At 62.1% G+C, this 12798-nt stretch carries 13 protein-coding genes and 1 tRNA gene; 9 read left to right on the top strand and 5 right to left on the bottom strand.

The window, feature by feature from the left end:
• From ACO1XS_RS07385 to phoR, 7 genes are all read left to right on the top strand, one after another.
• The coding region (locus ACO1XS_RS07385; RefSeq protein WP_486390339.1) for a type 2 periplasmic-binding domain-containing protein at window positions 1-433 on the top strand (433 nt) is incomplete at its 5' end.
• A gap of 98 nt (window positions 434-531) precedes the next feature.
• Window positions 532-1512 (top strand): phosphate ABC transporter permease PstC, encoded by a 981-nt coding sequence (pstC, locus tag ACO1XS_RS07390; protein WP_331567299.1) that lies wholly within the window; start codon window positions 532-534, stop codon window positions 1510-1512.
• Entirely contained in the window at window positions 1509-2405 is an 897-nt protein-coding gene (gene pstA, locus ACO1XS_RS07395) for a phosphate ABC transporter permease PstA (RefSeq protein WP_331567301.1), read from the top strand. The genes pstC and pstA overlap by 4 nt, the downstream gene beginning before the upstream one ends.
• Window positions 2406-2420: 15 nt before the next feature.
• Window positions 2421-3269, top strand: coding sequence for a phosphate ABC transporter ATP-binding protein PstB (gene pstB / locus ACO1XS_RS07400; RefSeq protein WP_486390340.1), 849 nt, complete (start codon window positions 2421-2423; stop codon window positions 3267-3269).
• A gap of 21 nt (window positions 3270-3290) precedes the next feature.
• Window positions 3291-3995, top strand: coding sequence for a phosphate signaling complex protein PhoU (phoU, locus tag ACO1XS_RS07405; RefSeq protein ID WP_331567305.1), 705 nt, complete (start codon window positions 3291-3293; stop codon window positions 3993-3995).
• A gap of 17 nt (window positions 3996-4012) precedes the next feature.
• Window positions 4013-4714, top strand: coding sequence for a phosphate regulon transcriptional regulator PhoB (gene phoB, locus ACO1XS_RS07410; RefSeq protein WP_173260138.1), 702 nt, complete (start codon window positions 4013-4015; stop codon window positions 4712-4714).
• A gap of 46 nt (window positions 4715-4760) precedes the next feature.
• Window positions 4761-6074: a phosphate regulon sensor histidine kinase PhoR gene (gene phoR / locus ACO1XS_RS07415; protein WP_331567307.1), complete on the top strand. Its 1314-nt coding sequence runs from the start codon at window positions 4761-4763 to the stop codon at window positions 6072-6074.
• Window positions 6075-6097: 23 nt separating this feature from the next.
• Here phoR and ppk1 read toward each other — a convergent pair whose 3' ends face one another.
• Window positions 6098-8161 carry a polyphosphate kinase 1 gene (ppk1, locus tag ACO1XS_RS07420; protein ID WP_331567309.1) on the bottom strand — a complete coding sequence of 688 codons (2064 nt, stop codon included), beginning with the start codon at window positions 8159-8161 and terminating at the stop codon, window positions 6098-6100.
• A 202-nt stretch (window positions 8162-8363) separates the two neighbouring features.
• Between ppk1 and ppx the strand changes: the two genes are divergently transcribed.
• A complete protein-coding gene (ppx, locus tag ACO1XS_RS07425; protein ID WP_414720167.1) occupies window positions 8364-9968 on the top strand; it encodes an exopolyphosphatase in 1605 nt (534 codons plus the stop codon).
• 17 nt (window positions 9969-9985) lie between these two features.
• On the opposite strand, the gene ACO1XS_RS07430 is transcribed toward ppx, so the two are convergent.
• Both ACO1XS_RS07430 and ACO1XS_RS07435 read right to left on the bottom strand, forming a co-directional pair.
• A complete protein-coding gene (locus ACO1XS_RS07430; RefSeq protein WP_331567312.1) occupies window positions 9986-10807 on the bottom strand; it encodes a GNAT family N-acetyltransferase in 822 nt (273 codons plus the stop codon).
• A gap of 143 nt (window positions 10808-10950) precedes the next feature.
• A complete protein-coding gene (locus ACO1XS_RS07435; protein WP_486390341.1) occupies window positions 10951-11409 on the bottom strand; it encodes a SixA phosphatase family protein in 459 nt (152 codons plus the stop codon).
• A gap of 166 nt (window positions 11410-11575) precedes the next feature.
• Between ACO1XS_RS07435 and ACO1XS_RS07440 the strand changes: the two genes are divergently transcribed.
• Window positions 11576-11652: transfer RNA gene (locus tag ACO1XS_RS07440), tRNA-Pro, on the top strand.
• Between the two features lie 60 nt (window positions 11653-11712).
• On the opposite strand, the gene ACO1XS_RS07445 is transcribed toward ACO1XS_RS07440, so the two are convergent.
• Window positions 11713-12111, bottom strand: a complete 399-nt coding sequence (locus tag ACO1XS_RS07445; RefSeq protein WP_486390342.1) for a HigA family addiction module antitoxin — start codon at window positions 12109-12111, stop codon at window positions 11713-11715.
• 161 nt (window positions 12112-12272) lie between these two features.
• Window positions 12273-12798 (bottom strand): PP2C family protein-serine/threonine phosphatase (locus tag ACO1XS_RS07450; protein WP_486390343.1); only part of this gene is annotated, 526 nt, incomplete at its 5' end.

Genomic DNA, 12798 nt, shown 5'->3' on the forward strand with positions numbered 1-12798 from the left:
CGTCGCCGCATTCGTGCAACGTCTGCCGGGCGCGATCGGCTACGTCGAGTGGGCCTACGCGAAGCAGAACCACATGACCTACACGTCGCTCAAGAACAGCGCGGGTACGGTTGTCGAGCCGAAGACGGAGACGTTCAAGGCAGCGGCGGCGGGCGCGGACTGGAAGAAGTCGTTCTACCAGATCCTCACGAACGAGCCGGGCAAGGACGCATGGCCGGTCGTCGGCGCGACGTTCGTGCTGCTGCATACTGCGCAGGACAAGCCCGAGCAGGGCAAGGAAACGCTGAAGTTCTTCGACTGGGCGTTCAAGAACGGGACGCCGGCGGCGGACAGCCTCGACTACATCTCGCTGCCGCAGTCGGTCGTTTCGGAAATCCGTACGCAGTGGAAAGCGAAGGTGAAGGACGGTTCGGGCAAGGCGCTGGCTGAGTAAGCCGGTCCAGAGGACGCCCGGGGGAGGGCCACAGCGCCTTCTCCCCGGGTAACGCTACCGGCCGCATGGCGAACAGTGCGGCAAAGGATTACGCAGACATGTCCGAGATCAACGTCGCATCGCCGCCGGCCAGTCAGGCGCAAAAAGAGCCCAGCCGGTTGGGCGATATCGTCTTCGGCGGCCTCGCCCGGCTTGCCGCGATCGTCACGCTCCTTTCGCTTGGCGGGATCATCGTCTCGCTTTTCGTCGCCTCGTTGCCGACGATCCACAAGTTCGGTCTGAGCTTTCTGTGGACCGCCGATTGGGATCCGCCCAACGACACTTTCGGCGCGCTGGTCCCGATCTACGGCACGATCGCCACGTCGCTCATCGCACTCGTCATCGCGGTGCCCGTCAGCTTCGGCATCGCGCTGTTCCTGACCGAGCTCTCGCCGACGTGGTTGCGCCGGCCGCTCGGCATCGCCATCGAATTGCTGGCTGCCATTCCGTCGATCGTCTACGGTATGTGGGGCTTGCTCGTGTTCGCGCCGATCTTCGCGCGCTTTTTCCAAAAGCCCATCGGCGAGGTACTCGGTTCGATTCCGTTAGTCGGCGCGCTCTTCCAGGGGCCGCCGATCGGTATCGGCATTTTGTGCGCGGGGGTGATCCTCGCCATCATGATCATTCCGTACATCGCCTCGGTCATGCGGGACGTCTTCGAAGTGACGCCCGTACTGCTCAAGGAGTCGGCTTATGGGATCGGTTGCACGACCTGGGAGGTCATGTGGAGGATCGTGCTGCCGTTCACGAAAAACGGCGTCATCGGCGGCATCATGCTCGGGCTCGGACGCGCGCTCGGCGAAACGATGGCCGTCACGTTCGTCATCGGTAATACGAATCTCTTGAGCAGCGTGTCGCTCTTTGCGCCGGGCAACAGCATCACTTCCGCGCTCGCGAACGAATTCGCCGAAGCGTCGCCGGGTTTGCACACGTCCGCATTGATGGAACTGGGCCTGATCCTGTTCGTGATTACGTTCATCGTGCTCGCGTTTTCCAAATTCATGCTGCTGAGGCTCGAGCAAGGCGAGGGCACCAAATGAACCGTCCCGCTCAACATATACCCGGTTCGGCGAGCCCCGAAGTCTTCGCGGCAACGCGCGACCGCCTGCAGCGCCACCGCCGCCGCATCAATGCGTTCGCGCTGGCGTTGTCGCTCGCAGCGATGGCGTTCGGCCTGCTCTGGCTCGTGTGGATTCTCTATACGACGCTGAGTCTCGGCGTGGGCGGTCTTTCGGTCCAACTGTTCACGCAGTCCACGCCGCCGCCCAATACGGACGGCGGCGGTCTGGCGAATGCCATCGTCGGCAGTCTGGTTCTCGTCCTCGTTGCGACGGTCATCGGTACGCCGATCGGCGTGCTCGCCGGCGTCTATCTGGCCGAGTACGGGAAGAAGGGCTGGTTTGCGAATACCACGCGCTTCATCAACGACATCCTGTTGTCGGCGCCATCGATCGTCATCGGGCTGTTCGTCTATGCGGTCGTGGTCGCCAAGGTGGGCCACTTCTCCGGCTGGGCCGGCGCCCTCGCGCTCGCCTTGCTGCAGGTTCCGATCGTGATCCGTACGACCGAAAACATGCTGCTGCTCGTGCCGAACGCATTGCGCGAAGCGGCAGTCGCGCTCGGTGTGCCGAAGTGGCGCATGATTCTATCGGTGACGCTGAAGGCATCGCTCGCCGGCGTCGTGACCGGCGTGCTGCTCGCCGTGGCGCGTATCGCCGGCGAGACCGCGCCGCTGCTCTTTACCGCGTTGTCGAACCAGTTCTTCTCGACCGATATGGGGCAACCGATCGCGAACCTGCCGGTGACCATCTACAAGTTCGCAATGAGCCCGTTCCCGCAGTGGCAATCGCTTGCCTGGGCCGGGGTGTTTCTGATTACGCTCGGTGTGCTCGGACTCAATATCCTCGCGCGCGCGATGTTCCACAAGAAGTGACGGCGGAGCGACCCTATGAATATGGCAGAGTCTCATTTGAACCCCATCGAGCGCCCAGCGGCGCCGGCCGGCTTCGATCCCGCGCACGGCGATTCGGCGCTCGCGCCGGCGGCTCCGAAGATCGAAGTCAAGAACCTGAACTTCTATTACGGCAAGTACCACGCGCTCAAGAACATCAACATGCAGATTCCCGAGGGCAAGGTGACGGCGTTCATCGGACCGTCGGGTTGCGGAAAGTCCACGCTGCTGCGTACGTTCAACAAGATGTTCGCGCTTTATCCGGAGCAGCGCGCCGAGGGCGCCATCATCATGGACGGCGAGGATCTGCTGACGAGCAAGCGCGACATTTCGCTGCTGCGCGCGCGCGTCGGCATGGTGTTCCAGAAGCCGACGCCGTTTCCGATGTCGATCTATGACAACATCGCATTCGGCGTCAAAATGTTCGAGTCGTTGTCGCGCTCGGAAATGGACGATCGCGTCGAATGGGCGCTGACGAAAGCGGCGCTCTGGAACGAGGTCAAGGACAAGCTCAGTCAGAGCGGCTACGGCCTGTCGGGCGGACAGCAGCAGCGGCTTTGCATTGCGCGCGGCATCGCGATCCGGCCGGAAGTGCTCTTGCTCGACGAGCCGTGCTCGGCGCTGGACCCCATTTCGACAGGGCGCGTCGAAGAGCTCATCGCCGAACTCAAGAACGATTACACGGTCGTCATCGTCACGCACAACATGCAGCAGGCGGCGCGCTGTTCCGATTACACCGGGTACATGTATCTCGGCGAACTGATCGAGTTCGGCGACACCGAGAAGATTTTCATCAAGCCGGTCCGCAAGGAAACCGAGGACTACATCACCGGCCGATTCGGCTGATGAATCGAGAGGGAGTTCACCATGTCCGATAAGCACCTGTCCAGCCAGTTCGACGCGGATCTCAACCTTCTTTCGTCGAAAGTGCTCGAAATGGGCGGTCTGATCGAAGCGCAGATCACGCGCGCGATGCAGGCGCTCAATGCATTCGACGCGGAGATTGCCGACCAGGTGATCGCCGCTGAGGAAACCGTCAATACGATGGAAGTCGCGATCGACGAGGAGTGCAGCAACATCATCGCGCGCCGTCAGCCGGCGGCGCGGGACCTGCGCTTGCTGCTCGCGATCTCGAAGACGATCACGAACCTCGAGCGCGCGGGCGACGAGGCCGAGAAAATTGCCAAGCGTGTGAAGCGGCTCATGGAAGACGGTGCGGCGCGCACCGTCAACATCGCCGAGATCAAGGTCTCGGGCGATATGGCCGTGACGATCCTGCGCCGCGCATTGGATGCGTTCGCGCGTCTCGATACCGTTGCGGCGGCGCAGATCGTGCGGGACGACAAGGCGATCGACGAGGAGTTTCGCGCATTCGTGCGCAAGCTCGTCACGTACATGATGGAAGACCCGCGCACGATCTCGGCGGGCCTCGAGTACCTGTTCATCGCGAAAGCGATCGAGCGGATCGGCGACCACGCGAAGAACATCGCCGAATTCATCATTTACATCGTGAAGGGCACGGACGTGCGGCACAAGTCGCGCGACGCGCTCGAACGCGAAGCGCTTAGTTAACGTCTCAAGAGGTGACGATGCCGAGCAGCATTCTCATCATCGAAGATGAGCCCGCCATTTCGGAGCTGATCTCGATCAACCTGCAGCATGCGGGCCATTGTCCGATCCGCGCCTACAACGCGGAACAGGCGCAGTCGCTGATCAGCGACGTGCTGCCCGATCTCGTCTTGCTCGACTGGATGTTGCCGGGCAAGTCGGGTATCGCGTTTGCGCGCGACCTGCGCAACAACGAGCGCACGAAACATATTCCGATCATCATGCTGACCGCGCGTGGCGACGAGCAGGACAAGGTGCTGGGTCTTGAAATCGGTGCGGACGATTACGTCACGAAGCCGTTTTCGCCGAAGGAATTGATGGCCCGCATCAAGGCTGTGTTGCGTCGGCGCGCTCCGCAACTGACGGAAGACATCGTGGCCATCAACGGACTCAAGCTCGACCCGGCCACGCACCGCGTCGCGGCACATGCCGATGGCAGCGAGATCAAGCTCGATCTCGGTCCGACTGAATTCCGGCTGCTGCATTTTTTCATGACACATCCGGAGCGTGTACATAGCCGTACGCAACTGCTCGACCAGGTCTGGGGCGATCACGTATTCGTCGAAGAGCGGACGGTCGACGTGCATATCAAGCGCTTGCGCGCCGCGCTCAAGCCGGCCGGCTGCGATGCTATGATCGAAACGGTGCGCGGCAGCGGCTACCGGCTCGCCAAGAGCGCATGATCCGGGCACCGGCGTTCCATTTTTCGCTCTTCGAACACGTGCAGGCATGAATATCATCTGGGCGCGCTCGCTCGTATCGCTGGTGCTGCTGGCAATCGCGAGCGCCGCCATCGGTGCGTTCGCCGGCGTCAAATGGGCGCTCGCGTTCGCACTCCTCGTGCTCGTCGTGCAAAGCTTCTTCGGCACGTATCACACGGAAAGGCTCTGGCGCCTGCTCGATGCGCCCGTCTACGGACAGGTCCCGAGCGCACCGGGCGTCTGGGGCGAGATCTACTATCGGCTGCATAAGCTCGCGAAGCGCTGGCACGCGCAGGTCCGTCAGGTCGAGCAGCAACATTCGCGCTTCATTCAGGCCATCCAGGCGTCGCCGAACGGCGTCGCGATGCTCGACGATCACGATCAGATCGAATGGTGCAATGCCATTGCCGAAGAGCATTTCGGACTCGATGCCAGGCGCGATCTGCGCCAGCACATCACTCACCTCGTGCGGCATCCCGAGTTCGTGCGATATCTGAATTCGCACCGGTACGAGCAGATGCTCATCATGCGCGGCATGGGCGATAAGCGGCAAAACGTCTTGTCGGTGCAGGTGTTTCCCTACGGCGAGAACCGCAAGCTCGTTCTCTCGGCGGACATCACCGAGCTCGAGCGGACCGACTCGATGCGACGCGATTTCGTCGCCAATGTCTCGCACGAGTTGAAGACGCCGCTGACGGTCCTATCGGGCTTTCTGGAGACGATGCGCGAGCTCCCGCTCGACGAAGCCGACCGTGCGCGCTATCTCGAACTGATGGAGCAGCAAGCGTCGCGCATGCGTCATATCGTCGATGATCTGCTCGTGCTGGCGAAGCTCGAAGGCGATGCCAAGCCGCCGAGCGACCACGCCATCGACATGGTCGCCGTATTGCGTCACCTTCGGGAGGATGCGGTCACGCTGTCGGGTGGACGCCATCAGATCGCGTTCGATAGCGATGACACCTTGACCGTCACCGGCACGGAAACGGAAATCCTCAGTGCGCTCGGCAATCTCGTCACGAATGCGATCCGCTATACGCCCGATGGTGGGTCCATCCGCGTGGAATGGCACCTCGTTGGCGGCGCGGCGGCGTTTTCGGTGACCGACACGGGCTTCGGCATTCCCGCAGACGACATTCCGCGCCTGACCGAGCGCTTTTATCGCGTCGATCGGAGCCGTTCGCGCGACACAGGCGGCACCGGTCTCGGCCTCGCGATCGTCAAGCATGTGCTGCAGCGGCACGATTCCGTGCTCGACGTCAAAAGCGAAGAAGGGCGGGGCAGCGTCTTCACGGTGCGCTTTCCCGCGCAGCGAACCGTACGCCGCCAACCTCAGCACGCCTGAGCGGTGGGCCCGGAACCCAGGGGCTAACAACCGAACTTCGTCAGCAGGCTCGCTTGCGCGTTACGCGAGGATTTGCCCGGACGTGAACGCCGATAGTGGCCATCGCTTTGCATGACCCAGGCGGATTGATTGTCGCCGAGGAAGCCGGAAAGCCCTTCGGCGATGACGCGCCGCTTCAGGCGCCGGTCCCGGATCGGGAATGCGACTTCGACGCGGCGGAAGAAGTTGCGATCCATCCAGTCCGCGCTCGAGAGGTAGACACGTTCGTCGCCGTTGGAGAAGAAGTAAAAGATGCGATGGTGCTCGAGAAACCGGCCCACGATCGATCGCACGGTGATGTTCTCGGAGAGGCCAGCCACTCCCGGCTGCAACGAGCAGACGCCGCGTATGATCAGGTCGATCTTGACGCCCGCTTGGGAGGCCTCGTACAGCTCCGCGATCACGGTCGGCTCGAGCAGCGCGTTCATCTTTGCGACGATGCGCGCCTTTTTGCCGGCTCGTGCGTTTTCCGCCTCAGCGCGAATGGCTTCCACGAGCCGCGGGTGCAGCGTGAACGGAGACTGCCAAAGCTCGTGCAGCTTCAACTCGCCGCCAATGCCCGTCAATTGCTGGAAGACATGGTGTACGTCTTCGCAGATCATCTGATCCGAAGTCATCAAACCGAAATCGCTGTAGAGCCTTGCCGTGCGCGGATGGTAATTACCCGTACCGAGGTGCGCGTAGCGCTTGAGCATGGACCGGCCGTTTTCCGTCACGCGGCGCACGATCAGCATCATTTTCGCGTGGCATTTATGGCCCACGACGCCATAGACCACGTGCGCGCCCACCGCCTCGAGCTGCGATGCCCAATTGATATTCGTTTCTTCGTCGAAGCGTGCGAGCAGCTCGACGACGACGGTCACTTCCTTGCCATTGCGCGCCGCCTGCATCAGCGCGTCCATCAGTGGCGAGTCGGTGCCCGTGCGATAGATCGTCTGCTTGATCGCCATGACGTTCGGATCCTGCGCCGCTTGCACGAGCAACTCGAGCACGGGCTGGAAGCTCTCGTACGGATGGTGCAGCAGGACATCGCCCTGATCGATCGTTTCGAAATGATTCGCCGAATTGGCAAGCCGCTCCGATGTGGCCGGCACGTGCGGCACGAACTTGAGGTCGGGGCGGTCGACCATCTCCGGCAACTGCATGAGACGGACGAGGTTCACGGGGCCCTCGACCCGGTAACAGTCCTTTTCGCTCAGGCCGCTTTCGTCGAGCAGGCGCTGCAGGAGATGAGGCGGCGTATCGGCCGAGACTTCGAGCCGTACCGCATTGCCGAGATGGCGCGCCGGCAGCTCGCCTTGCAAGGCGACGCGCAGATTGGTGATTTCGTCCTCGTCGACGAATAGCTCGCTGTTGCGCGTGATCCGGAATTGGTTGCAGCTGCGCACGACGAGATTCGGAAAAAGCTCGCCCACGAAACGCTGCATGAACGAACTCAACAATACGAACCCGTGAGTGAACCCCGAGAGCTCCTGCGGCATGCGCACGAGCCGCGGCAATGCACGCGGCGCCTGCACGATGCCCATGACCGCTTGCCGACCGAATGCGTCCTTGCCCTCGAGTTCGATGACGAAGTTCAGGCTCTTGTTGAGCACGCGGGGGAAAGGGTGAGCGGGATCGAGCCCGATCGGGGTGAGCACGGGCAGCAGCTCGTCGTTGAAATAGCGGTGCGCCCACTGCGTCTGGGCTGCCGTCCACGCTTCGCTGCCGTGAAAGTAGATGCCTTGCTCCTCGAGCGCCGGCAGTATCGTTTCGTGCAGCATGCTGTATTGGCGATGCACGAGTTTTTGCGCGCGCTCGACGACCAGATCGTAGACATGCTGCAGCGACATGCCGTCCGGCGCGAGCGCTCCCGGATTGTCGCGCATCTGTTCCTGCAATCCGGCCATGCGGATTTCGAAGAATTCGTCGAGGTTGCTGCTCGTGATACAGATGAAGCGCAGCCGTTCCAGCAGCGGTATCGCCGGGTCAGCGGCCTGGGCGAGCACGCGCTCGTTGAAGCCGAGGATGCCCAATTCCCGATTGAGCAGAGGGTAACGCACCGACATCGGTAGTAGTGAGTGAGAAGGGTCGGATGGAAAAGCGAACGGTTGCTCGGAAAGTCTCACAGTCCAATGTCTTTTAGATGAACGTCGATGTCATCAATTCTACGGGTAATTGATCTAATTTGAGACGGCTGCTCGGCGCGGGCGCGCAATGAGGAATAGGCGTGCCCTGCGAATGACCGGAGTGCCCTCCTATGTGCGTAAAATGGCGACTTTGAACCGCGTTGCGCCGTCATCCGCTCGAAATCGCGGAGCGGCGCCTCTCGCGCGACTGGAAACGTTTCCGCTCATGCCTACCACCCCGCATTTGCTTGCCTCGGTCGATCTCGGCTCGAACAGCTTCCGCCTCATTGTGGGTCGCGTCGAGGAAACGCCGGCCGGCAGTCAGATTTATCAGGTCGATGCGCTGCGCGAACCCGTGCGCCTCGCGGCTGGACTGTCCGCCGACAAGATGCTCGACAGCGCATCGCAGGAGCGGGCGTGGAATGCGCTCAAACGTTTCGGCGAGCGCCTGCGGGACTTTCATCCCGATCATGTGCGCGCGGTCGCGACGAACACGCTGCGGGTCGCTAAAAACGCACCCGAGTTCCTCGTCGAGGCCGAGAAGGCGCTCGGCTTTCCGATCGAAGTCATCGCCGGGCGGGAGGAAGCGCGGCTCATCTATGCGGGAGCGGCGCATTCCGTGCCCGCGAGTTCGGGCAAGCGGCTCGTGGTCGATATCGGCGGTGGCTCGACCGAGTTCATCATCGGTTCGCATTACACCCCGCTCGTCATGGAAAGCCTTTACATCGGCTGCGTGAGTCATAGCCGGCAGTTCTTCCCCGCCGGCAACGTGGACGAGTACACGATGCGGCAGGCCGAGCTCGCGGCGAAACGCGAGATACAAATCATTTCGCACGAGTACAAGAAGGCGGGCTGGGATCAGGCGATCGGCTCGTCGGGCACGGCGCGCGCGCTCGCCGAGCTCGTCGAGGCGAACGGCTTCAACGATGCCGGCATCTCGCACGGCATTTCGCGCGGCGGGCTCGAGCGGCTCAAGCGCGCGCTGATCAAAGCCGAGAACGTGAACCGGCTCAAGCTCATCGCGCTCAAGGCCGATCGCGTGCCGGTGCTTGCAGGCGGGCTGTCGATCATGCTCGCTGTGTTCGAGGAACTCGGCGTCGATTACGTCGATACGACCGACGGCGCCTTGCGTCTCGGCGTGCTCTACGATCTGCTGGGGCGGACGCAACACGAGGACATGCGTGCGGTGACGGTCGAAGGCTTCACGCGCCGCTATGGCGTCGACCGCGCGCAGGCGCAGCGTATTCGCGATCTGGCGGTCGGTTTTTACGATCAGCTCGGCGGGGCGGATAGGAACAACGCCGACGATGCGGACGAAGACCGCATGTTCCTCGCATGGGCGGCGGCGCTGCACGAGATCGGATTGTCGATTTCGCACAGCGCTTATCACAAGCATTCAGCCTATATCGCGAGCAATGCCGATATGCCCGGGTTCTCGCGTACGGACCAGGCGCGGCTTGCGGCGCTGGTGCTCGGCCATGCCGGCAAGCTCGGAAAACTGGCGCAGACGCGCGACGTCGAATGGCCGCTGCTGTTTTGCCTGCGGCTTGCCGCGTTGTTGTGCCGGCGCCGAGCCGATGTCGGGCTGCCGGGCATTCGTGTCGGAAAGAAGGGCAACGGCTATGAAGTCAGGTTGCCCAACGAGTGGGTGGCCAATAATCCATTGACCGACTACAGCCTCGTTCAAGAGGCTGCGGAATGGGAGAAGGTCGGCATTCGCTACCGCGTCGTTTATACGGACGACTGAGCCCCGGGGCGGTGCGCTCAGCGGGCGGACGTTTCGCCGAGGAAATGGCGCGCGTAACGCGCGTTGATGTCGGCGAGCCTGAACAACGTCAGGAAATCCGCGCAATTGAAGTCGGGATCCCAGGCGGGCGCGCCGCAAATTTTCGCGCCGAGCCGCAGATAACCTTTCACGAGCGGAGGCGGCGCCACCTTTGCGCCCGTACGCAGCTCTTCGACGGGTAGCGGTGTATGCGCGAACGCCCGATATTCCGGGGCCGTCAACGCGCTTTCGCGCAGCGATTCGTAGAGGTTCACCGCGAAATGCCCGCCGTCGGCCATCGGCACGCTCGCGCAGCCGAGCATCGTTTCATAGCCGTTTTGCATCATATAGGCGCCCAAGCCGCCCCATAGCGACATGATGACCGAGCCGCTGCGGTAGTCCGGATGGACGCATGAGCGACCGACTTCGACCATCTTCGAGCGCAGGTGGGTGAGCCGCGAAAGATCGAACTCGCCTTCGGCATAAAGACGCCCGACGCGGGCGGCCTGATGCGGTGGCAGCACACGGTATGTGCCCACGACCTTCAGCGTATCGAGATCGCGCACGAGCAGGTGATCGCAGTAGGGATCGAACGGGTCCACGTCCAGACCGGCTGGACCGACGACGCGTGCACCCATTTCTTCGGCGAATACGCGATAGCGCAGCCGTTGTGCTTCGCGCAGTTCTTCGTCCGTGCGTGCCCAGGCGACCTGGAGCCGATGCTGCGCGGTGATCGTTTCCTCCGCGCGGGGAAGTCGGCGGCGCGAATCGAGCGGAAGAATGAAAGCGAGGGGCAGGGTAGGCGTCGGCAGGTCTCGCATAAAGGTTCCTGATCAAATGTAGGAATGCGGTGTATTTGCCAATGTAGTAACCGCCGATGACGCTCGCATGGCAAACCCGTGTAAATGCGATGACATGTCGCATCAGCGACACGCATGTTTCACGATTCGACTGTCAGACGATTCTAGGCGAGATCGGGCGAAATCACGGCGCGGATCAGCACCGGCGCCTGACCGTCGCGCGCTCGGCTTTCCAGCCACCAGACGCCGGACTTCTTGACGGACCACTCAGTGGCTTTTCCCGCTACGAGTTGCGAGACCACGAGGCCGAGCGTCGGCTGATGACCGACGATCACGACCGTTTCGGCCGCGCCTTCCGGCCAGCCGGCGGCCGTGAGGACTGCTTCGGCGCGCGCGCCGGGCGCAATCTCTTTGACGATCCGGTATTGATCGGTCAAGGCTTCGACGGTCTGGACGGTCCGCGCGGCGGGGCTCGCGAGAATCAGAGCGTCGGGCGGCAGACGGTGTTTGAGCCATTTGGCCGTCGTCTGCGCTTGCTTGCGGCCACGGGAGGTCAGTTGACGGGCGAGATCTGTCGACGCAATGTCTTCGGCTTCGGCGTGACGCCAGAGGATGAGATTCATGAGCGTCTCCTTTTTCGTTGAACCCGATCGATTCAATTCTGCTGACCTTGTTGACCCGCAAACCAGGTGCCGGGTTCGACATGCTTGCGATGCGATGCTGTGGAAATTCTCGGAACGCAATCTGATTGACCGCTGGCAGGAGGGCAGGCTAGAATCACGGATTCGTCGGAGCGTAGCGCAGCCTGGTAGCGCATCTGATTTGGGATCAGAGGGTCGAAGGTTCGAATCCTTTCGCTCCGACCACCAGTATCAAGCAACGAAGCCCAGCCATTTCGGCTGGGCTTCGTGCTTTTTGAGGCAAGCTTATACAGCCAGCCGTTTTGCTGGCTTTATCTTTGCGGTGCTTTTCTGCTCGGCTTGCCACAAGTCGTATTGCAACTGGGCACGCAGCCAGATTTCCGGACTTCCTTGCAGCCATTGCGCCAGCCGGATCGCCATTTCGGCACTGATGGCAGCCCGGCCGTTCAGGACGCGGGACAGCGCAACGCGGGACACACCCAGTTGTTCGGCGGCCTCGGTCACGCTCAAGCCCAACTCGGGCAAGACATCCTCCTTGAGCGTTTCGCCGGGATGCGGCGGGTTATGCATGCGCATGATGCTTCCTAGCGGTAATCCTGACAATTGACAGTTTCGACGTCTTCTTCTCGTCGATTGAACGCGACGAGCCAGAGCATCAGAGCCTTCGACTGTCTCACAGGCCACGCCCGGAGCACCGCAGCACGTCGATTTTTACGCCTCGCTACCTGTTTTCTTTGCGACTCGCCGATCGCGTCCCATGATACGAATGCGCGCGTCGAACTGGCGCGGCGCCATCGAACGCGGGAGACGAGATTGAGCGAATCGCGGGGCGAAGCACAGGTGTGCTAGCGCATTGCAACGAGCGTCACGGATTCCGGGTTGCCGATCCACACCGCAAGCGCTGAGCAATTGTCCACACTACCCGACAGCTCCGAGCGTTGCCTGATTGCATCGGCGAGCAGCGTCAACCAATCGCTCACCGTATGCACGGCGCGCAGGCAGTACTCGATCAGTTCGTCAGGCAGCAATTGCCAGAAACCGTCCGTACACAATAGAAAAGCATCCCCATCTTCGACGGATATCGCGGAACTCAAGTCCGGCAGCACCTCGCCGGTCATGCCGAGAGCATGGAGCAGGAGACCGGGACTGAGGCCGTCGCACGGCAGCCCGGCGTCGGCCAGCTGCTGGACGAGGCTATGGTCGCGCGTGCGCTCGACGAGCTGGCCGCGGCGAAACCGATAAAGGCGGCTGTCGCCAACGTGCGCCCACTGTGCCGTGCGCAATTCGCTATCGACCAGCAACGCGACGATCGTTGCCGCCATCTCCCGAAGTGCGGGATTGTGCCGCTGCCTGGCAACGATTGCGCCGTTC

The organism is Trinickia sp., from assembly GCF_057351765.1.

What these genes read in the sequence shown, in the direction of transcription:
- pstC (WP_331567299.1), top strand. Translation starts at nt 532, where the DNA reads ATGTCCGAGATCAACGTCGCATCGCCGCCGGCCAGTCAGGCGCAAAAA.
- pstA (WP_331567301.1), top strand. Translation starts at nt 1,509, where the DNA reads ATGAACCGTCCCGCTCAACATATACCCGGTTCGGCGAGCCCCGAAGTC.
- pstB (WP_486390340.1), top strand. Translation starts at nt 2,421, where the DNA reads ATGAATATGGCAGAGTCTCATTTGAACCCCATCGAGCGCCCAGCGGCG.
- phoU (WP_331567305.1), top strand. Translation starts at nt 3,291, where the DNA reads ATGTCCGATAAGCACCTGTCCAGCCAGTTCGACGCGGATCTCAACCTT.
- phoB (WP_173260138.1), top strand. Translation starts at nt 4,013, where the DNA reads ATGCCGAGCAGCATTCTCATCATCGAAGATGAGCCCGCCATTTCGGAG.
- phoR (WP_331567307.1), top strand. Translation starts at nt 4,761, where the DNA reads ATGAATATCATCTGGGCGCGCTCGCTCGTATCGCTGGTGCTGCTGGCA.
- ppk1 (WP_331567309.1), bottom strand. Translation starts at nt 8,161, where the DNA reads ATGTCGGTGCGTTACCCTCTGCTCAATCGGGAATTGGGCATCCTCGGC.
- ppx (WP_414720167.1), top strand. Translation starts at nt 8,364, where the DNA reads ATGGCGACTTTGAACCGCGTTGCGCCGTCATCCGCTCGAAATCGCGGA.
- ACO1XS_RS07430 (WP_331567312.1), bottom strand. Translation starts at nt 10,807, where the DNA reads ATGCGAGACCTGCCGACGCCTACCCTGCCCCTCGCTTTCATTCTTCCG.
- ACO1XS_RS07435 (WP_486390341.1), bottom strand. Translation starts at nt 11,409, where the DNA reads ATGAATCTCATCCTCTGGCGTCACGCCGAAGCCGAAGACATTGCGTCG.